We start from the raw sequence: 19,968 nt of genomic DNA, 5'->3' as shown, positions 1-19,968 counted from the left end.
TTAAATAATCATGCGTATTAAGTATTAAAGTTAAGGACTAATCATGAAAAAATATTTATTAGTAATGCTCTTAATGGCGTGGTCGAATCAGTCCTTAAGTGATGATATTGACTTATATATTAAAAATGACAGCGATACTACACCTCGACCTACAGTGCTTATCATTTTAGATAACTCAGGCTCTATGTCTGATAATTATGCAGATAATACATCTGTACCAAGTAGCTTAAGGAGTGTTAATACGCCGAATACAAGGTCCCACGTTGCACGAGAGATTATTATTGATTTGATTAACGATAACCCAGAGGTGGATTTTGCCTTACAGATTTTTAATAATAACAACCAAAATAATAGAAATGGTGGGCGAATTATTTCTGGTTTCAAAGATTTAAGTGTAGCCGCAAATAAAACTGCTTTAATCGACCTTTTAGATAATGATACCGATAATACAAATAATAACTATACCCTACTAAGAGAATCTCATACCCCCTTGTGTGAAAACCTTTATGAAACCTATCGTTATCTTTCCGGTGGTGATGTCTATTATGGTATTCAAAATACAAACACGCCACTTAGTATTGTAACTACAGGTAAATATACTAGCCCTTTCAAAAATATAAAGTGTGATAAAACTGTTACCATTATATATATTACTGATGGAGAAGCGACAAATGATACCGATGCTAATAATAGGGTTAAAAACCTAACGGGAGCTAAAAATAGTGATAAAGTTGCGAATAGCTTTTTAGCTGCATTAGGGAGCTGGATGGGAACTCGAAATTGGACCAAGCTAAATGGAGTTGATAATGATGATAAAACTGATGCTAATACTAGCATTAGTAACTCGCTAAAGAGTGGGGTGTTAGGAAGTGTGTCAATTCATACCGTAGGCTTTGGTAATATTAATGAAAATACTAGTGTTGTTGAATTGCTAAAAAAAACAGCGCGTCATGGTGAAGTAGAACAAGAAAAAAGTGGCTATCATACTGTTCCGGCAGGTGGTAAGTATCATCAAGCTTCTGATGCTGAAGCTTTAAAAACAGCATTGCAAGCTGTGGTTAAAATCGTACTTGATAGCCGAACCTTAACGTCTGCTTCCGTATCTGCAAATAGTTTTGATCGTACTCAAACATTAGACTCTGTGTATTATGGTGTGTTTGAACCAACAACAGCTGCAAGATGGCAAGGTAATATTAAAAAATATAAAATACGCAACGGTGTGCAGGTAGACGCATTGTCTAAAGCAGCTATTGATAATAATGGAGAATTTAAACAAGACGCAAAAAGCTTTTGGTCTGATACTGTTGATGGTAATGAGGTTGATAAAGGCGGTGTTGCTGAAATGTTAAGAGCTACAGACACAGCTAATAGAAAGTTTTTTCATGATATTGATGGTGCAGATAAACCTCTGGTTGCATTTGATAAACCCAGCGACATAATAAGCAAGTATGCTGGTGATGAAGAACGATTAAAAACTACATTTGATGTTACAAATACTACAGATGTAACAAATCACATCAAATGGGCTATGGGTATAAATGTTGATAATGTTAAGGTCGATAACATTATACCAACTATTAGACCTGATGTTTTTGGTGACCCATTGCACTCTAAACCTATAGTGGTTAATTATGGTACCGGTAATTCGCGTATTGTTATTGGTACTAATGCCGGTGTGTTGCATATGTTTGAAGATAAAAGTGACACAGAGGTAGTTGAAAGTTGGGCATATTTACCACAAGAGTTTTATAGTAACATTAAAAAATTACGTAATGATGAGATTACTGTAGGTAATAAGGTTTACGGTATAGATGGAGAAATAACTCTTCATATTAATGACAAAAATAAAAATGGAATTGTTGATGAAACCGACACGGCTTGGTTGTTTTTTGGGCTTAGACGAGGAGGTAGTAGCTATTACGCACTTGATATAACTAGCCCTGATGCCCCCAAGTTAATGTGGCATATAAAAAATACAGATGACTTTAGTGAGTTAGGTTTAACATTCTCAACACCGCAAGTTGTGAAGTCAGCACTAAATACTACTGAAACAGATAAGTTAGTCGTTGTTTTTGGTGGTGGTTACGATGATACTAAGAAGGATGCAAACACCATTAATGCGCATGATGACACTGCGGGCGCATCAATATATATGGTAAGCGCTACAACCGGTAAACGTTTACTTAAAGTTGATACAGATAAAAAGAATGGTATTGCTGCATCCGTTGCAACTTTAGATAGTGATAGCGATGGTTTAGTTGATAGACTTTATGTCGGGGATACAGGGGGTAGAGTTTGGCGCGTAGATATACCTGACGCTACTGTTGCTAATGTATCACTTACTGAACTTGCAAACTTTTCTGGTACATCACACAGTGATGATATACGCTTTTTTAATCAACCAACGATTGTCAGAACTTATCTTTTAGAAACCTATGACGTTGGAACAACATCTGAGCCTAATGTTATAAAACAAGAAATCCCCTATGATGCTATTTTATTAGGCAGTGGTGATAAAAGCGATCCGTTGAGTAGTGAAACTAATGATAAGTTTTTTATGCTTAAAGATCGATACATAAAAACTCAAACTTTTACTACTGCACCTGCTGAATATCCTATTACGTTAAGTAAATTATATGATTATAGCGATAATCCTTTTGAAGGTTACCCTATATTAACAGCTAAGCAGCAGGCCGATTTATTAGTGGCGAGTCAACAATCTGGTTGGTATTTTGATTTAGCGTTAGATGGTGAAAAAAACACGGCTCAAGCTATTGTGCTTAATAATGTTGTTTATTTTACTAGTTATGTGCCTGAATCAGAAACAACCTGCTCTGTTCAACCTGGTAATGCCTGGTTGTATGCCCTTGACCTAGCACAAGGTATTCAAAAGTTTGATTGGGGTGATGATGCAGATAACCGCGGTGATAGAATTAAACACATTGGTAGTCAATTTCTAGGAGCCCCTACATTAATTTCTACCACAGTTGAGACTATAGTTGATGATGAAACTATATCTGAAACAGAGGGTAATCTTATCGTTGGCAAGGAAGTACTCCCTGTAGGTTTTTCTTTACAGACTATGAGAACATCTTTAACCATTCCAGAAAACTAAAAAGGCGGGATAGTAGTAATGGTAAAATTAAAGCGAATGATAAGTTCGGATGATAAACAACAGGGAAAAGCTTTGAATAAAAAAGTTAACAAAATGCAATTTGGTTTTACTTTAGTTGAGGTAATGATCACTGTAGGGATTGTAGGTATTTTAGCTTCTATTGCATATCCTTCTTATACAGAATATGTCACGAGTTCAAATCGAACAGAAGGACAAGGTGAACTATTACGCTTTGCTAATTTACAAGAGCAATACTTTGTCGATTATCGAACGTATACGAAAGACTTGAAAAAATTAGGCGAGAGTTATACTAAAATTGATACTGCACATGGTCATTATGAAATTGAAGTTGCATCGGCAGACGGAGTTACTTTTGTTATAAATGCTACCCCTAAAGGTGCTCAGGCAACCAATGATAGTGGTTGTGCCCCGTTAACTATTAATCAAGCCGGACAAAAGGGACCTGAAGGTTGCTGGGATTAAGTATCCTACTTTTATAACCCTGTAGTGATTTAATAAAACCTATTAACGTAAAGTTCATAGGTTTTATTTTTAGAAGTAATTAAATATAAGAGGAAAGGGGGGGGAAGGGAATATATACCTTGAGTGCTATTATGTCGTTAGAGTATTTCGTTAGAGGTTAATTCTTCATAGGTAATTTTTATGTTTTCGTGTGTATTATAACGTCGATGTAAACCAATTAAGGGCTAACTACACAAGTAAAAGCAGCACTATTTCTATCAACATATTTGTTTGATGAGTTTAATGTGCCTATGTAAGTTCTTCCTGAAGTCGATATATCAATCCCATTTGACTTTTCTGCATAATCTTTAGGGCAATAGGTAAATTTATTTGCCGTTGCGTTAATTGTTCTGCCTGTCGCTGCATATACTATCGCACCATTGTTAGATATTTTAAATACATCACTGTTATCTATAGCTTCTTTGGTTTTTATAAGTATATCGTTATCATCAAGCTTATTAGTTGTGTCTGAGCTGTTAGTAAATACTGAAATCTCACCTTCCCAATCATTAGTACAAGTCATTGTGCTTGTATCTAAAGGACACACAGTTGTATTTAAACCCGTATTAATTGCAGTATTTCTTGCTGTGATCAGCAAACGATGGACTTCACTGAGTTGATTTTCTACACGAGTATCAACTAAAAAAACATTTAAATTTGGCAAAGCTATTGCCGCTATAATACCCGCAATAGAAATAGTTACCATAAGCTCGATTAAAGTAAAGCCTTTATTAAAGCCCTTAGAGAATTGGTAAAGGGGAGACGATAAGTTGTTTTTATTCACCATGAACGGCCTAAATTACAATGTAATGCTATGACATTATTTATAACATTTTTATTGTTGTTAGGCTAGCAAGGTTTGAAGGGAGTTAAAAGTCATCACTTGAATTCAAGACTTGATTACATTGTTTAAATCAAATTTAAAGGAATTTAGCTTGGCCTAACGATACATAAAATTAAGCTATATATTAGTAAGCTATTTATTAATGTATCGTTAAGCGAACAGGTATGCTTTTATCTACAGTTCACTACTCGGCACACTCGTTGGCGTAATATGCTCAATAGGATAACAACCTAACACTTTAATAAAGTTTGTGTAGGGTGACATTTCACTAATGGCTTCTTGCAGCGCGAAACTTGTTAAATTGGCTTCTACATCAATGTAAAACATTTCCTCCCAAGGGCGTCCTTGAATAGGGCGCGACTCAAGCTTACACATGTTAATACCTTTTTCTTTTAGCACTAATAAGCACTCAACTAACGCACCAGCTTTTTGATCTGTAGCTAAAATGATCGCAGTTTTAGCGGGTATCTGCTCTGCAACTTCTACTGCTTTACGGGCAACTAAAATGAAACGGGTATGATTTTCTTTTTGATTAGCGATAGATTGTTCTAATGCGTGCAACTTGTATAAATGACCACCTTCTTCACTGCCGATTACTGCCACGGTAGCATCTTGTAACTCTGCTACTTGTGCCATTGCGTCTGCTGTACTGTCGCAGTATTCAATACGGATATCTTTTTGTTTATCAAGAAAGTTACTACATTGAGCGAAAGGTTGACCATGTGCATAGATGGTTTTAATTTTATCTAAGCTGGTATTCACCGCAGTGAGTAAACAATGTTTAATCGGTTGGGTAATTTCACCAACAATAGATAAACTAGTGTGCTGTATTAGGTCGTAGACCTCGTTAATACCACCAGAGCTTGTATTTTCAATGGGTAGCATACCGTAGTCAACTTGACCTGACTCTACTTGTTGTAAAATTTCAGCAAAGCTTTGACAGCCTGATTCAATAATTTTTTCTGCACGACGTGAGAAATAGCGATGACTAGCAAGGTAACTATAAGATCCTTTGTCCCCTAAAAATGCAACACTGACCATAGGTGATTGAATGTTAGGGTTCGCTAAGCTTTGTAAATAAGCTTGTTGATTTAACACTGAGTCTTCAATTATTGTTTGAAATATATTGGTAACGTAGTGAGCGTCTAAACCAAGTGTTTTACCGTGCTTAATTAAACGGATTAACAACTCTTGTTCACGTTGTTGATCACGAATAGGGCGAATTTGTTGTACTTTACTCTTTGCCACATTAAGTGTTAATGCTCGACGCTTGGCGAATAAAGCTAATAAATCTTGATCTAAAAGCGTTATTTCTTTGCGGATTTCGTTTAAATCTAACTTTTCGCTCACGGGTGTACCTTATATATTTTGTTGATATCTTTGTTATTGATATTTCTTGAAGACGTTACTCTAGCTAGCTTAACAAAATTTTGCCAACTATTCTTTAGACATTTTAACGCTTTATTTTAACGTTAAATTAATACTTGTTGTAATAATGGCACTAACCAAGGACTTATTAATGCCGTCAGTAGTGCTGATATAATCAATGCCACAGAGCTATAAGCACCATGCTCTGCGCTAATTCTTACTAATACTGCTGTACCAATAACATGGCTCGCACTCCCTACAGCTAAACCTTGAGCCTTTGACGATGTTACACCAATAAAGTTAAGCCAAGTTGGACCAAGTAAGCCGCCAAATAACCCGGCAAGCATAATAGCGAATGCAGTAATTGAGCTATCGCCTGTAAGTTGATCGGTTAAGGTGATGCCTATCGGCGTTGTTACTGATTTTAATGATAGGGCTATTGCAATTTCAGGGGCTTTAATCAATATTATTGCCATGAAAAAACTAATACTGATCACCACTACTACTCCTAACGCTAAAATTGAAATAATCTCTCGCCAATGAAATCGTATCTGCCTAAATTGTTGATAAAGCGGATAGCCTAAGGCCACAATCGCTGGCTCTAACATCATATTTAAAACATACGTAGCTTGACTGTATTGTTGATAATTAATATCAAGTAACACTAGTACTGGTACCAATATTAAAATAGTTATTAACATGGGGTTTAACCATATAGATAGCCATTTTTGCTGTAGATTAGCTGCTAATTGATAGATAGATATTGAAATGAAACAAATGAATATTGCCGACAAAACGGGGTAATTGATAAGGAAGTTATTAATCATTATCAGCCCTCATGTCGGAGGTTTCGGTGACAGACTTAATTAAAAAACGTTCGCTGAGTAAGCCTATAAAGGTTATTAGAATAAACGTGGTACTGAAAATTATACCTACTAATGCTAGGCCATGTTGTTGTAATAATTGAAAATGGTTGATTATTCCTATTGCTGCTGGTACAAAGCAAACACCCATATGTCGAATTAGCCACTGGTTTGTTACGGCAACCCTATCTGCGCTCAGCCAATTAAGCTGTAGAAACACAGCATAAAAGATCATTCCATATAAACTAGCAGGTAAACCAGCTAACAAATAATTAGCAAGCTTACCCAATAATAAACTTATGCTGATGGCAAAAAGAGTGTAAAACAAATTTGTCATAGTGAGTTACATGTTAATCTGGCATTTTTCTGCGGCGGCAACAACTAACTGTCTAAACCAAATATGGCTGGCATCATGATGGAGTAAAGGGCTCCAAATCATTTTTAATTCTATGCCTGGGATATCAAAAGGTGGTTTCACAATAGTGTAATTATTGTCATTTCTATGTAAAAGAGCTGCTTTGGTTGGCAGAGTTGCAATTAAATTGTCTTCATAAGCTAACTGCATGGCAACATGATAATTACGAGTAAATACTTTTATGTCTCGTTTTTTACCTAAACGGGCTAGGGCTTCATCAACCCAGCCTAGCTTTTGAAAATCTTTTGGATCCATACCAACACCAACACCAAAACCTGTTTTTGAAACCCAAACATGTTTAGCGCTTAAATAAGCATTTAAGTTGAATTTCTTCACCAATGGGCTTTCAGCACTTAATAAACAAGAAAAAGTATCGCGCCAAATAGTTTTTTGGTGGAAAGATTGTGGCAATTCATCAAATCGGTTGATTGCCATATCTATTTTTCCAGCTTCAACATCATGAAAGGTAACATCACTCGGTGTCATTATGTCTAAAGTTACATTAGGAGCAACTTTATTGATCGCTTTTAATAAGGTTGGAATTAAGGTTGATGCTGCATAATCACTGGCCATTACTCTAAACACACGGTGACTATTTAATTCGTTAAACTCTTCTTCACCTTGTAATGCTTCTTCTAGTTCGAGCAATATTTTACCAATACTCGGTGCAAGCGAGCGTGCCCGTTCTGTTGGTACCATGCCGTCAGATGTACGGACTAATATAGGGTCATTAAAAAGGGTACGCAAACGCTTTAAACCGTTACTCATTGCTGGTTGAGTGATGTTAAGTTGGTTAGCTGCCCGAGTAACATTTTTTTCTCTTAATAATACATCTAAATAAACAAGTAAATTCAAATCAATTTTAGAAATATTCATGCTGTTAATGACTCTATGAGTGGGGATAAGGTAGATAAATATAAGTTAGATTAATACATGTCAATGAACAGCTAAAATAAGAAATCTTATGATAATTGTTAAAAATCGTATAACAAGTCAAATACGCTTATAATTTCATTCATATTATGAATGATGTGTAATGTCATTATACAATTTAAGAATAGATAAGTCATGAGTAATCTTACGAGCGGCGGTAAATCTCTCTGATTTAAAGGTAGAGTTTGTCAGCTAAACGAGGATTAGAATTTTAGAAGGTGAAAAAAGCCTGATTATTTAAATGATTAAATAATCAGGCTTTTTAAAATTTTTTTTTAGGTAATTACTTTAGGGTCTGTTGATCTTTCAGGGTTAAAATTTATTCAATTTAGAACTGATTTAATCGCGGCGCGAGCTTTGTATCATAGTCATTCTATTAAAAAAGCGAGTAACAATAAGTAAATTTGTTTTAAATGAACCCTAAAGGCCAGCACTTGTTTGAAATTTATACTAGGTTATTGTATGTGACGAGTAGCTAGCTACACGTCACATACTCTGCCTTGTTTAAATACCAAACAAGTTGCTGTAAAAGTAATCTCGAAAGTTCAACAGACCCTTGTATTATTTTAAATTGAACATAAAATGTTCAAAAAAGTAATTTAAAAGAAACAATTAGAAGCTATATAGTAAAGTTACAGCTGTTTCAGTATTAGTGTTTTCATAACCTTCTTCAACTTCTGTGTCGTAATCAACACGGAAACTGAATTTAAATTGTAATGCATCAATCAATTTAGCTGTTAATGCTGTTTCTGATTTGTAAATACTGTTTTGGTCGTCTTCAAATGCTTGTTTTACTATAAAGTATTGCTTAAATTCAACATATTCATTTAACTTATGTTTGTATAATGCTTGCGCTTGTAAAATTACCGCGCTTTCGCCGTGCTCCTCAATTACAGGAGTTGCTGTAGGATCAGCACGCAATTCATCATATTTTATACCCGGACCGATATCGGCAAAAAATGAAGTTTTTTCATTATCTATCCAATGACGACCCCAACCGATAGAGGCAGATGTTTGGTAATTAAAGCTGCTGAATTTATCTTGCTCGTAATAAGCACTACCGTAAAGATAATTTTTACCTTCTTCACCTATTGAATAGTTTGTCTGACCGTTAATGTTCCACTTGTTTTCAGTACTTTCATAAACTTCTTCACCAGTAACAGCGTCTTCTTGCTCACTTTTTTTAGCAAGGGCATTAAAATTTAATAAGTTTAACCACTTACCATTTTTATGATCCATACTAAGACCTAATTTAATATCACCGCTTCTGTTATCACCAGTTTGAAATAAAAAGCCTAATTCAGCAGAAAAAGTTAATGATGGTTCTTCTACAGGAGTAGCTTCTTCAGCCATGGCGTATTGGCCAGACACGGGTAATAATATAAGCGCTGCAATAGCTAATTTAGATTTCATGTTTATCCTTAAAAATAAATAATATAAAGTTTGAATGTTTTTCAATGTTGAAGGTCTAATATTGTGTGCGATCTTATCAAATTTTTAGTTTGTAGCCAACGTGAAACTACGTGTAACTAAGTGTAAATATAAAAACTTTGTAAACTATTACATTATAGATACCATCATGGTCATTATTCAGCATAATATTAACAATTTACGTACTAAAAATAGACGTTACAAGTTAAGAGCTTTACAAATATTGGATTCAAATAATCGTATTTATGTCTACTTTAATTATTCTTTAAAGTGTAATAACTGATAATCTAACGCTATAAATATTTGATTTAAATAATAAGGTAATAAGATGACACAACCGATAATCATAGAGTATTACAGTGATGTTTTGTGTGTATGGGCATGGATAGCTCAGCGACGGATTGATGAATTAAATAAAGTATTAGCCGATAAAATTGAGGTGCGTTATCGTTATCTGGATGTTTTTGGTGATGCGAGTCATAAAATACCTACACAGTGGCAAGAAAAAGGTGGTTTCTCTGGTTTTGCTAAGCATGTACAACATTCAGCGCAAGAATACCCTGACGCACCGGTTAATTCGTTACTGTGGGAAACTGTGAGACCCAAGTCATCAGCCAATCCACATCTTGTTTTAAAAGGGCTAGCCTTAACTCAAGGTGAAGATGCTGGCATTGAAATGGCTTTAATCATTCGTAAAGCATTTTTTATTGATGCGAAAGAAATTAGCCAACTTGATGTTTTATTTGAACTGATAGCACAGGCTGGTTTCGACGTTGATAGTGTAAAAGCAGCATTAAATGATGGTACTGCAATGGCGGCATTAATGGCTGATTATCAGCAAGCTAAAGCGCAATCGTTAAAGGGAAGCCCAACCTACATTATTGATAACGGTAGACAGGTGCTTTATGGCAACGTAGGTTATAGGGTATTGCTAGCAAATATTGAAGAGCAGTTAAAGTCACCAAGTAATGAAGCTAGTTGGTGTTAAGCGATATACTTGTTAATTGGTAATGTATTAATATTGAGTATTAACTTCTTTATTCTTTAATACTCAATAGCTTAATTGTTAACTCTGGGTTCGTATAATCAGAGAGCTTTTAAAAAAGGGGGGGGGAATTATAACCAGTCTGGTGTTATGTCTTGTTTTATTACATCTTCATAGCTTGGGCGTATTCTCACGAGTGAAAAATCACAGCCTTTTACCATCACTTCAGGTGCTAACATACGCGTATTATAAGTAGATGACATTACTGAACCATAAGCGCCACTACTCATAATGGCCATTAAGTCACCGGTTTTAGCCTCATGGACTTGCCTTGCTTTTGCAAAGGTATCACCTGTCTCACACACAGGGCCCACAATATCATAAGTTTTTAAAGTCTTGCTATCAGCATTAGCTGTACTGGTATCTACCGCAATTATCTGATGATAAGCATCGTACATGCTCGGCCTGATCAAATCGTTCATACCTGCATCAATAATTAAAAATTCACGTTCTTCACCACTTTTAACAAAAACCACACTGGAAACTAGAATACCTGCGTTGGCTAATAATGAGCGACCGGGTTCAATGATAATTTTGCAATTGAGATGGCCAAGTTGAGCATTAACCATTTGGGCGTAAGTTAGTTTACTAGGAATAATTTCATCAGCATATGTTACACCCAAGCCACCACCAACATCTATTACATTGATATCATGACCATCCGCTCTCAACTCTTCTACTAATTGGGCAATATGTTGATATGCTTCTTCAAAAGGTGCCAAGCTAGTTAATTGTGAACCTATATGTACGTCCACACCTTGTACTTTTATACCTGGTAATAATGCTGCTTGTTGATAAGCTAATCGTGCCTTTGAAATAGGTACACCAAATTTGTTTTCGGCTTTTCCGGTCGATATTTTCTCATGGGTTTGGGCGCAAACATTTGGATTAATACGAAAAGCAATAGCGGCAGTTTTATTAAGTTCGGTAGCTACTTTTGAAATGAGGCCTAATTCAGGCTCTGACTCAACGTTAAACTGAAAAATACCTAAAGAAAGTGCATAGTTGATTTCTTCTTCGGTTTTAGCCACACCAGAATAGACAATTTTATTGGCGGGAATACCAGCTAAGATTGCTCGTTTTATTTCACCCATAGAAACAACATCAGCACCAGAGCCTAATTTTGCCAATGTAGTGAGTACAGCTTGGTTGCTATTGGCTTTTACCGCATAACAAATTAAAGCATCTTGATCGCTAAAAGCCATTCGGTAATCGTCAAAGCTAGTAGTAATAGCTCTATGTGAATAACAATAAAAAGGCGTTTGCACCTGTTTGGCAATATCACTAACAGCAATATCTTCAACAAACATTTGGTTATTTTTATGCGGGAAGTAGCTAGTTGGTGTCATAGAGTTATCATTGGGTTTATGGCTAATAGATTGTAGGTAAATTTATGCTAACTTAAGAGACTATTCAAGGAATCATTTTAAAGGCTGATTAAAGGGGTAATTCAAGAATTTACAGTAAATGTTAACTTTAAGTCAGACTCAAGGGAGCACTGAGGAAATTATTAATACAACCTTCACTGAATATTAATTTTCACGGTCATGCCTGGTCATGCCCCAATAGTGACAATGAAGTTGGTTAATAAAAACGGTTAAACAGCTTAACCGTTTGTAAATGAATTATTAGCGAGTAAAAATGTGCTGTAAATACGATATTTAAGCATATTAAGAAACACGATAACTAAACAGATAAATAAAGGAACTAAAGTAAGGCAACAGCGGCTTTTAACTGTTTAACTAACTCAGGGTTAGTTACTTCTTGCTTTTCGCGATCAAAATTTTCAAAGAAATTAGGAATCGAAATACTGGCTTTAACATCAGCAGCAAAATAAGGTGCTGAGGCAGTAGCAGCTCCTAAAACCGATTTTGCCCCGCCAGGACCTGGCGATGTGGCAAGAAAAACCACTGGTTTATTTTGAAATAACTTCATATCTATACGTGAAGTCCAATCAAATAAATTTTTATAAGCGGCTGTGTATGAACCATTATGCTCCGCAAAAGATATAATAATCGCATCGGTCTGACCTAGTTTGGCATAAAAGTTTTTTGCCGCCTCAGGTTGACCAATTTCTTGTTCTTTATCTTCACTAAATATTGGCATTTCATAATCGTTAATATCTAATATTTCTACCACCGCATCCAAAGCTAATGAAGCTGCGTAAGTCGCTAATTGTTTATTGATTGATTTCGAACTACTGCTAGCTCCAAAGGCTAATATTTTCATAATGTTAATTCCTAAATGTTTATAAATATGATGATTGTTTTCTTGATATTCGAGTTGTTACTTCGTGGGGCTTACAAAGCTGATAACGTCATAGCGTAATATAAATGTGAAAAAAGTGCTGTAATTTACCTTCACCGATATTATTTTTATTGAAGTCTTCGCGTTTTATTCATTGTACTGTACCGAATACTGCTTACATTTTATTAGTAGTGAGCAGAACTCATTGAGTTCTCGATCCAGTGCGGTTTGAGGTAAAAACAAATGATAACCCAGAGCACTATGTAATAGTGTCGTATGATGCATAAAAGCCGCAATTGGTCCTTTTAAAACCTCACCTGACGGTAATATATAAGGATCAAAATTAAGTTGGCTTTGCTCCAAGGTTAAATAATCCAGTCTTATAGCAAGCGCTATTAAAGGTCTTTGTTCATGAATAAGCCGATTAGCTAAACGTGGAGATATTTGATTTGGCAGCACGCTAAGATCGAGTAAACGTATCGCAATGTATGGCGGCTGAACTTGTGTTAAACCATAGGTTTCATTCATTAATGCGATACGTTGAATTTGTTGCCAGTCAAGCTGCCACCGGCCATATCTATGGTGATAATAAATACCTTTAGGGCTTAAACGTAAACTGTATATTGGCTCAAGATACTTAGCTAAACCGGTAATAAATACCACTAATGCGGATAGATAAATAAAAATAAGCACTAATTTAAATTGTAGCCAATGACCCTGGCTGAAAGCTAAAGTGGTAAAAGTAACAAATACAGCCGTTAGCATTAAAAAAATCGCATGATGATTACTCTGCGCTTTAATATTTATGAAAGGTAATTCTGTATTCATCCTTACCTCTATAGTGCTGGAGGAGATTGCTTATTTTATCAAAAAATTAGTTGCAGTGGCTTAGCTGCACTTTTGTTTAAGAAGTTTTGTTAACTCTTTCGTTTTAGCATTCATTTCACTTTGATCTTGGTAGACACGTGTTCCGTCCGGCTGCATTGTATAAATACGTCCGCCTTGTTGATAAATTGCTAAGTCACTTTTTAAGTTATTACAGTAAGTTTCTTTTTCTTGTGCACTTTGTGCTTTATTAATGGCTTGCTCTTTTTTGGCTTGTTGTTCTTTTTGAAACTCTTGTTCCCATTCACTGTTGGGATCAACAGCATCAGACAAGTTAGGGGTTTCAATAGGTTGCAATTCAACTACATTTTCTTCGCTGATAGGTTTATCACTGTAATTCACCGTGCCATCTTTATCTATCCAAGTATAAATTTCAGCTTGTAAATTAAATGATAAAATACTCGTTGTGAATAATAAAACACAACTTAATAGTTTTACGTTTTTAGAGCAAATCATTATATATTCCCTTATATCTTAATAGTTTTGAGTTCATTATTTTGTTTATTATTTTGTTAAATGTATTATCGAAAAATAACTCTTTATTTGTATAAATATTAACACAGCTTTATTAGCATGTGGCAGCTTGATATGATTAATTATTTATATTATTAAAGATTTTACTGGAAGGTTTAAATGCATGGATTGTGTTTACTAATGAGTCGGCTTGCATTCTCGTTCTCATCATCACTAATAATAACACTAAGAATAGCGTTAGTTATATCAATTGCGCATAGTAATATAAGCATCGCGGGGCAATTATATAAATATAAAGATGCTAACGGACATTGGGCTTTTAGCGATAAACCGCCTGAAACAGAACAAACATTTGAAACACTAGGCTATAGTAAAAATAAAAAATCAGTCAGTAATGTTAGACTTTATTACGTTAAAAATAGCGAAGGTTTTGACTTACATGTGCAAAACAAACTTTATGCTCCAATTGAAATTGAAATTTTAAATCCTGAAACAAAAATTACGACTAATAAAGTTATAGCAGCAAAGGGCGATGAGCGGTTATTTTCCCTTAAAAATAAAGCGGGTAAGCTAAACTCTCGCTGGATAATGGGAGATCCTGCCACGAATATTGATGATTATAACTACTTTCCGCCATTTTCATCACCTAAGGGACATCGTATAACACAAGGTTTCAATGGCAAGTTTTCGCATAAAAGTGATTACAGTAAATATGCAATTGATATTGCGATGGATGTTGGTACTTATATAACAGCTGTACGCGCAGGTACTGTTGTTCGGGTAAAAGATGATTATCATATGAGCGGAACAACGCAATACTTTTTAGATAAAGCCAATGTCATTATGGTTTTACACGATGACGGTACAATTGCATCTTATGCGCATATTTTAATGGATACAGCTATCGTAAAAGAAGGTGATAAAGTCGCGATTGGCGATAAATTGGCTCGCTCAGGATCGTCAGGTTTTTCAACGGGTCCACATTTACACTTTTCAATCATTCGTAATGCCGGTTTGAAGAATATTTCAATTCCGTTCACGTTTATTGACACGAAAGGTTTAGTGTTTACACCTAAACGCGCAATGTATATTATTGGCTCAACGCAGCCGTAAAAAATAACAGCAAATTATATTTAAATTAATCTAGTGTCTTTTTAAATGATAAAGCTGCCACAAATAAGCCAAAACAAGTAAAACCTATCAACCAAAGCATATCAAAACACATATCTACTACTGCGACATCTCGTAATACAACACCGCGTATTAACCTAATAAAATTCACTACTATTTTGTAGGGTAACTACTGAGGTAAGCTCATCTAAAAATAGAATGGTTAAAAGACTGATAACTAGGAATATTGTTGTTCAAAATAACTTTCGATAATTAAGCGTGCAGATTCCGCATCAATATTATCTTTTTTCAAGTTCTTAAAGCCGCCACGTTCAAATAGCTGTGCTTTAGCGTCGGCAGTGGTTAAACGTTCATCTTGAAACTCTATTTTAATGCCAAAGCGACCATGTACACGATTACCAAACTTCTTGGCATCTAAAGTAAGTTGTTGCTCACTACCATCCATATTTAACGGTAAACCAATAACGATAAAATCAGGCTGCCATTCGGTTAAGAATTTAGCTAGATTATCCCAATGAGGAATACCATCATTTGCTTTAACTGAGCCAAGTGGTGTTGCACTACCCGTCATTTCTTGTCCGACAGCTACGCCAATATACTTTTTACCAAAATCGAATCCGATTACAGTACGTTGGCCAATCGGCGTTTTGGTTGTTGTTGACATTTTCTTCCTTCAGAGCAATAGCTAAGCTATTGCTTTTAATAATTAATTGGGAGCAACACAATATAGCCATGCTGTTATGCATGGCCAATTTCAGAAGATAAATGTGCTAAATCAATACCTAATTTTTCAGTGGCTTTTTTCCAACGTTGTTCTATTGGTGTATTGAATAATATTTCAATATCAGCGGGCGTTGTTAACCATGAGTTTTCTTGTAATTCTTGTTCTAATTGACCAGGCCCCCAACCAGCATAACCTAGGGTTACGACAAAGTCTTTAGGGGCTTTTTCAGTGCCCAAAGCCATTAAAATATCTTTTGATGTGGTGATCATTAATTCATCACTTAATGACAAAGAGCTAGCCCAACCTTTTTGCGAACTATGTAAAACAAAGCCACGTTGTTTAGCAATAGGACCGCCAGTTAATACTAATTGTTCCAAGCTGTTGGTAATATCAAGTTTACTTTCAATTAGGCTGCTATCAGTAGTCAGTGAATCTTCGACAGCGGCAGACTCTTCTACATCGTCAGGTTCAATTTGTTTTAGTAAATCAGACAAAGTGATATTAACAGGTAAGTTAATGATTAAGCCCATAGCGCCTTCTTCATTATGCTCACAAATATAAGTCACCGTTTTATTGAAGTAGGGATCACCCAATGAAGGCATAGCGATTAAAAATTGATTTTCTAAGCTTTGCATCATTAACGGATCATCAATATTCAAAGTCGTTGCCGTTGGTGGCAATTGCGTTTTTGTTTCTGAAGTTTTAGTTAGATCTGTTTTGGGTGATTTTGTCATATTATTTACCCTTATTTTTTTATGTTATCTTCTATAGCATCCATTAACTTACCGCTAATGTTAATTGGATAAGCTGCTTCAATTTCACGAATACAAGTAGGGCTAGTGACATTAATTTCTGTCACTTTATCGCCAATTACATCCAAGCCTACAAAGTATAGCCCACGTTTTTTCAATTCGGGAGCAATTGCATCAGCAATCGCTTTATCACTTACACTAAGAGGTTGGGCAACACCACGTCCACCAGCCGCTAAATTACCGCGAGTTTCGCCTTGTGCTGGTATACGCGCTAAGCAGTAAGGCATTGGCTCACCATTAACAATCAGTATGCGTTTGTCGCCATCGGCTATTTGCGGCATAAATTCTTGTACCATGGCATATTGCTCGCCATGATTGGTTAAGGTTTCGATAATTACGCCAACATTAGCATCATTTTCTTTAATACGGAAAATTGAAGCGCCACCCATACCATCAAGTGGTTTAATAATGACATCTTTATTTGACTGATGAAACTGACGAATTTTATCGCTGCTGCGTGTTACTAAAGTTTTTGGTGTAAACTCGCTAAACCATGCAGTAAATAATTTCTCATTACAATCACGTAAGCTTTGTGGTTTATTTACAATTAAAGTGCCTTCTACTTCAGCACGCTCAAGCATGTAAGTAGCGTAAATAAATTCGGTGTCAAAAGGCGGATCTTTACGCATTAGTACTGCGTCTAATTCACTTACCGCAATATCTTGAGGATCTGACAATTCATACCAATGTTCGCTATCGTCAAACACCTTTACTCTTTGTGTAGTAGCGCGACACTGACCTTGCTCTAAGTATAAGTCTTTCATTTCCATGTAATAAAGTTCGTAACCACGTTTTTGAGCTTCAAACATCATTGCCATGGATGAATCTTTAGCGACCTTAACTTTTGAGATCGGGTCCATTACTATGCCTAGTTTAATTACTTTATTTATTGTCATTATTTATCCTGTTCAGTGTTAGTTATAAACACTGTCGTTGAAAGCGTTTAATATTGTGGTGTCAAAACTGTTAAAAAGTTTATTGCAGGTCACCATACTTACATTGCAATGCGGTAATTGCCGTTAATGCTGCTGTTTCGGTACGTAATACTCTAGGACCTAATAGCACATCTTGAAAGTTATTTTCATTCGCTTTTGCTATTTCATCGTCGGTTAAGCCACCTTCTGGGCCAATGAGTAATCTAACGCGATTGTTTTGCATCGGTAAACTCATAATGGAATGTTGTGCTTTAGGGTGTAAATTAATCTTTAGGGCGGTAGTTTGTTGTATTAACCAATCATTTAGTAACATAGGCTCTGCAACAACAGGCACAATGGCACGGCCGCTTTGCTCACAGGCGCTGATCACAATCTTTTGCCATTGCTGGCGCTTTTTCTCAAGTCGTTCGGCATTTAATTTTACCCCACAACGCTCAGTAAATAATGGTGTTATAGTATTTACGCCCAATTCAACAGACTTTTGTAGGGTAAAATCCATTCTATCGCCACGCGAAATACCTTGTCCTAAATGAATGTTCAATGGGGATTCGCTGTTATTTTCCTGCTGTGAGGTTATTTTAATATCAGCCGACTTCTTATTTACATTACAAAGTTCTGCCGTGTATTGAAAGGGCTCTTCACCATTAAAAATGGTAATAGCATCACCTTCATTAAGGCGTAAAACTCTTACGACATGGCCAAAAGCATCATCGGCTAAAGTTATTGTTTCATCAACTATCAATTGACCAGCTTGAAAAATCCTAGGGTTACGCATAAAAAGAGCTTAAAGGTGAATATAATTATCTATATAAAGTAAGGGCAGTAGAGTAAAAAAACAATGAAAGGATGGATAAAGTTATTAGGCGTTAATTTTTAAGTGTTTTGAAGTGATTAATAAAACCAATTTTATTAATAATAAACTATAAAAAAACCAGTATATTTGATCAATATACTGGTTTTATCTGTTCAATAACTTAATGAACATTATGCCGTGAATTAAGGACCTTGAAATAAGGTACAGTGAACTTAAATACCGGCAGCAATACGTAAATCGTCTGCTTTATCTGTTTTTTCCCAGCTAAATGCTGTGAAAGTATCATCACCAACAGTCATTTCAAATGGTTCGCGACCAAAGTGACCGTATGCTGCTGTTTGTTGATACATAGGGTGTAAAAGATCTAACATTTTAGTGATGCCATAAGGACGTAAATCAAAGTGTTCACGTACTAGCTCAACTAAACGCTCTTCAGTTACTTTACCTGTACCAAAAGTATCAATTGAAATAGACGTAGGCTCTGCAACACCAATAGCATAAGACACCTGAATTTCACAACGATCAGCAAGACCTGCGGCAACAATGTTTTTAGCAACATAACGACCTGCGTAAGCAGCACTACGATCGACTTTTGATGGATCTTTACCTGAGAAAGCACCACCACCATGACGAGCCATGCCGCCGTAAGTATCAACAATAATCTTACGACCAGTTAAACCACAATCGCCTACCGGACCACCAATAACAAAACGACCCGTTGGGTTGATGTGGTATTTAGTATCAGCAGTTAATAATTCTTCAGGTAATACATGCTTAATAATGTTTTCCATTACCGCATCAATTAAATCTTCTTGTTTGATTTCAGGGTTATGCTGAGTAGAAAGTACAACAGTATCAATTGCTACTGGCTTGTTATCTTCATAGATAAAAGTTACTTGTGATTTAGCATCAGGACGTAACCAAGGTAAAACACCTGATTTACGTGCTTCAGCTTGACGCTCAACTAAACGATGCGAGTAGTAAAGTGGTGCTGGCATTAATGTTGGGGTTTCATTGGTTGCATAACCAAACATTAAGCCTTGATCGCCTGCGCCTTGATCTTCTGGTTTAGTGCGGTCAACGCCTTGTGCGATTTCAGGTGACTGCTGACCAATTAAGTTCATAATGCCACAAGTTGCACCATCAAAACCTACATCAGATGAGGTATAACCAATGTCACTGATCACGTTACGAGTAATTGTTTCTAAATCAACCCAAGCATCAGTTGAAACTTCACCAGAAATAATAGCAACACCGGTTTTAACCATAGTTTCACAGGCAACACGGGCATTTTTATCTACAGCGATGATGGCATCTAATACCGCATCAGAAATTTGATCGGCTATTTTATCAGGATGACCTTCAGAAACAGACTCGGAAGTAAAAAAGTGTCTAGACATAAATCCTCAG

At 35.8% G+C, this 19,968-nt stretch carries 19 protein-coding genes; 4 read left to right on the top strand and 15 right to left on the bottom strand.

What is annotated here, in order from left to right:
- The first annotated feature begins 43 nt into the window (after positions 1-43).
- Both CWS31_RS12030 and CWS31_RS12025 read left to right on the top strand, forming a co-directional pair.
- Complete coding sequence (locus CWS31_RS12030) at positions 44-3,115, top strand: pilus assembly protein (RefSeq protein ID WP_101342582.1); 3,072 nt, start codon at positions 44-46, stop codon at positions 3,113-3,115.
- A 93-nt stretch (positions 3,116-3,208) separates the two neighbouring features.
- Positions 3,209-3,598 (top strand): type IV pilin protein, encoded by a 390-nt coding sequence (locus CWS31_RS12025; protein WP_425457529.1) that lies wholly within the window; start codon positions 3,209-3,211, stop codon positions 3,596-3,598.
- A 217-nt stretch (positions 3,599-3,815) separates the two neighbouring features.
- Here CWS31_RS12025 and CWS31_RS12020 read toward each other — a convergent pair whose 3' ends face one another.
- The 6 genes from CWS31_RS12020 to CWS31_RS11995 all read right to left on the bottom strand — a co-directional run bounded on the left by CWS31_RS12020 (position 3,816) and on the right by CWS31_RS11995 (position 9,473).
- A complete protein-coding gene (locus CWS31_RS12020) occupies positions 3,816-4,424 on the bottom strand; it encodes a GspH/FimT family pseudopilin (RefSeq protein ID WP_101342581.1) in 609 nt (202 codons plus the stop codon).
- Positions 4,425-4,655: 231 nt separating this feature from the next.
- A complete protein-coding gene (pheA, locus tag CWS31_RS12015; protein WP_101342580.1) occupies positions 4,656-5,831 on the bottom strand; it encodes a prephenate dehydratase in 1,176 nt (391 codons plus the stop codon).
- Between the two features lie 122 nt (positions 5,832-5,953).
- Positions 5,954-6,676 (bottom strand): LrgB family protein, encoded by a 723-nt coding sequence (locus tag CWS31_RS12010; RefSeq protein WP_101342579.1) that lies wholly within the window; start codon positions 6,674-6,676, stop codon positions 5,954-5,956.
- Positions 6,669-7,049 carry a CidA/LrgA family protein gene (locus tag CWS31_RS12005; RefSeq protein WP_101342578.1) on the bottom strand — a complete coding sequence of 127 codons (381 nt, stop codon included), beginning with the start codon at positions 7,047-7,049 and terminating at the stop codon, positions 6,669-6,671. Before CWS31_RS12005 ends, CWS31_RS12010 begins: the two co-directional genes overlap by 8 nt.
- A 6-nt stretch (positions 7,050-7,055) precedes the next feature.
- Entirely contained in the window at positions 7,056-8,003 is a 948-nt protein-coding gene (locus CWS31_RS12000; protein WP_101342577.1) for a LysR family transcriptional regulator, read from the bottom strand.
- A gap of 669 nt (positions 8,004-8,672) precedes the next feature.
- Complete coding sequence (locus CWS31_RS11995) at positions 8,673-9,473, bottom strand: DUF481 domain-containing protein (RefSeq protein WP_101342576.1); 801 nt, start codon at positions 9,471-9,473, stop codon at positions 8,673-8,675.
- A 346-nt stretch (positions 9,474-9,819) separates the two neighbouring features.
- Here CWS31_RS11995 and CWS31_RS11990 point away from each other — a divergent pair, with 346 nt between their 5' ends.
- A complete protein-coding gene (locus tag CWS31_RS11990) occupies positions 9,820-10,479 on the top strand; it encodes a DsbA family oxidoreductase (RefSeq protein WP_101342575.1) in 660 nt (219 codons plus the stop codon).
- 128 nt (positions 10,480-10,607) lie between these two features.
- On the opposite strand, the gene lysA is transcribed toward CWS31_RS11990, so the two are convergent.
- The 4 genes from lysA to CWS31_RS11970 all read right to left on the bottom strand — a co-directional run bounded on the left by lysA (position 10,608) and on the right by CWS31_RS11970 (position 14,124).
- On the bottom strand, positions 10,608-11,885 hold the full coding sequence (lysA, locus tag CWS31_RS11985; protein WP_101342574.1) for a diaminopimelate decarboxylase: 1,278 nt from the start codon (positions 11,883-11,885) through the stop codon (positions 10,608-10,610).
- Positions 11,886-12,243: 358 nt separating this feature from the next.
- Positions 12,244-12,765 (bottom strand): NADPH-dependent FMN reductase, encoded by a 522-nt coding sequence (locus CWS31_RS11980; RefSeq protein ID WP_101342573.1) that lies wholly within the window; start codon positions 12,763-12,765, stop codon positions 12,244-12,246.
- A 165-nt stretch (positions 12,766-12,930) separates the two neighbouring features.
- Entirely contained in the window at positions 12,931-13,611 is a 681-nt protein-coding gene (locus tag CWS31_RS11975) for a DUF2982 domain-containing protein (protein ID WP_101342572.1), read from the bottom strand.
- Positions 13,612-13,671: 60 nt separating this feature from the next.
- Positions 13,672-14,124: a DUF4124 domain-containing protein gene (locus tag CWS31_RS11970; protein ID WP_101342571.1), complete on the bottom strand. Its 453-nt coding sequence runs from the start codon at positions 14,122-14,124 to the stop codon at positions 13,672-13,674.
- Positions 14,125-14,322: 198 nt separating this feature from the next.
- On the opposite strand from CWS31_RS11970, the gene CWS31_RS11965 reads away from it, so the two are divergent.
- Complete coding sequence (locus CWS31_RS11965) at positions 14,323-15,255, top strand: peptidoglycan DD-metalloendopeptidase family protein (RefSeq protein ID WP_101342570.1); 933 nt, start codon at positions 14,323-14,325, stop codon at positions 15,253-15,255.
- A 235-nt stretch (positions 15,256-15,490) separates the two neighbouring features.
- Here CWS31_RS11965 and ruvX read toward each other — a convergent pair whose 3' ends face one another.
- The 5 genes from ruvX to metK form a co-directional block, all read right to left on the bottom strand.
- Complete coding sequence (gene ruvX, locus CWS31_RS11955) at positions 15,491-15,937, bottom strand: Holliday junction resolvase RuvX (protein WP_101342569.1); 447 nt, start codon at positions 15,935-15,937, stop codon at positions 15,491-15,493.
- Between the two features lie 74 nt (positions 15,938-16,011).
- On the bottom strand, positions 16,012-16,632 hold the full coding sequence (locus CWS31_RS11950; protein ID WP_101342601.1) for a YqgE/AlgH family protein: 621 nt from the start codon (positions 16,630-16,632) through the stop codon (positions 16,012-16,014).
- Between the two features lie 110 nt (positions 16,633-16,742).
- A complete protein-coding gene (gene gshB, locus CWS31_RS11945) occupies positions 16,743-17,705 on the bottom strand; it encodes a glutathione synthase (RefSeq protein ID WP_101342568.1) in 963 nt (320 codons plus the stop codon).
- A gap of 79 nt (positions 17,706-17,784) precedes the next feature.
- Entirely contained in the window at positions 17,785-18,519 is a 735-nt protein-coding gene (rsmE, locus tag CWS31_RS11940; RefSeq protein ID WP_101342567.1) for a 16S rRNA (uracil(1498)-N(3))-methyltransferase, read from the bottom strand.
- A gap of 251 nt (positions 18,520-18,770) precedes the next feature.
- Positions 18,771-19,958 carry a methionine adenosyltransferase gene (gene metK / locus CWS31_RS11935; RefSeq protein WP_101342566.1) on the bottom strand — a complete coding sequence of 396 codons (1,188 nt, stop codon included), beginning with the start codon at positions 19,956-19,958 and terminating at the stop codon, positions 18,771-18,773.
- Positions 19,959-19,968 lie beyond the last annotated feature (10 nt).

Origin of the sequence: Colwellia echini, from assembly GCF_002843355.2 — a bacterium.
GTDB lineage: Bacteria > Pseudomonadota > Gammaproteobacteria > Enterobacterales > Alteromonadaceae > Colwellia > Colwellia echini.
The sequence above is the reverse complement of the archived record's forward strand: the minus strand, read 5'-3'. Positions and strand labels throughout refer to the sequence as shown.

What these genes read in the sequence shown, in the direction of transcription:
- CWS31_RS12030 (WP_101342582.1), top strand. Translation starts at nt 44, where the DNA reads ATGAAAAAATATTTATTAGTAATGCTCTTAATGGCGTGGTCGAATCAG.
- CWS31_RS12025 (WP_425457529.1), top strand. Translation starts at nt 3,209, where the DNA reads ATGCAATTTGGTTTTACTTTAGTTGAGGTAATGATCACTGTAGGGATT.
- CWS31_RS12020 (WP_101342581.1), bottom strand. Translation starts at nt 4,424, where the DNA reads ATGGTGAATAAAAACAACTTATCGTCTCCCCTTTACCAATTCTCTAAG.
- CWS31_RS12010 (WP_101342579.1), bottom strand. Translation starts at nt 6,676, where the DNA reads ATGATTAATAACTTCCTTATCAATTACCCCGTTTTGTCGGCAATATTC.
- CWS31_RS12005 (WP_101342578.1), bottom strand. Translation starts at nt 7,049, where the DNA reads ATGACAAATTTGTTTTACACTCTTTTTGCCATCAGCATAAGTTTATTA.
- CWS31_RS12000 (WP_101342577.1), bottom strand. Translation starts at nt 8,003, where the DNA reads ATGAATATTTCTAAAATTGATTTGAATTTACTTGTTTATTTAGATGTA.
- CWS31_RS11995 (WP_101342576.1), bottom strand. Translation starts at nt 9,473, where the DNA reads ATGAAATCTAAATTAGCTATTGCAGCGCTTATATTATTACCCGTGTCT.
- CWS31_RS11990 (WP_101342575.1), top strand. Translation starts at nt 9,820, where the DNA reads ATGACACAACCGATAATCATAGAGTATTACAGTGATGTTTTGTGTGTA.
- lysA (WP_101342574.1), bottom strand. Translation starts at nt 11,885, where the DNA reads ATGACACCAACTAGCTACTTCCCGCATAAAAATAACCAAATGTTTGTT.
- CWS31_RS11980 (WP_101342573.1), bottom strand. Translation starts at nt 12,765, where the DNA reads ATGAAAATATTAGCCTTTGGAGCTAGCAGTAGTTCGAAATCAATCAAT.
- CWS31_RS11975 (WP_101342572.1), bottom strand. Translation starts at nt 13,611, where the DNA reads ATGAATACAGAATTACCTTTCATAAATATTAAAGCGCAGAGTAATCAT.
- CWS31_RS11970 (WP_101342571.1), bottom strand. Translation starts at nt 14,124, where the DNA reads ATGATTTGCTCTAAAAACGTAAAACTATTAAGTTGTGTTTTATTATTC.
- CWS31_RS11965 (WP_101342570.1), top strand. Translation starts at nt 14,323, where the DNA reads ATGAGTCGGCTTGCATTCTCGTTCTCATCATCACTAATAATAACACTA.
- ruvX (WP_101342569.1), bottom strand. Translation starts at nt 15,937, where the DNA reads ATGTCAACAACAACCAAAACGCCGATTGGCCAACGTACTGTAATCGGA.
- CWS31_RS11950 (WP_101342601.1), bottom strand. Translation starts at nt 16,632, where the DNA reads ATGCAAAGCTTAGAAAATCAATTTTTAATCGCTATGCCTTCATTGGGT.
- gshB (WP_101342568.1), bottom strand. Translation starts at nt 17,705, where the DNA reads ATGACAATAAATAAAGTAATTAAACTAGGCATAGTAATGGACCCGATC.
- rsmE (WP_101342567.1), bottom strand. Translation starts at nt 18,519, where the DNA reads ATGCGTAACCCTAGGATTTTTCAAGCTGGTCAATTGATAGTTGATGAA.
- metK (WP_101342566.1), bottom strand. Translation starts at nt 19,958, where the DNA reads ATGTCTAGACACTTTTTTACTTCCGAGTCTGTTTCTGAAGGTCATCCT.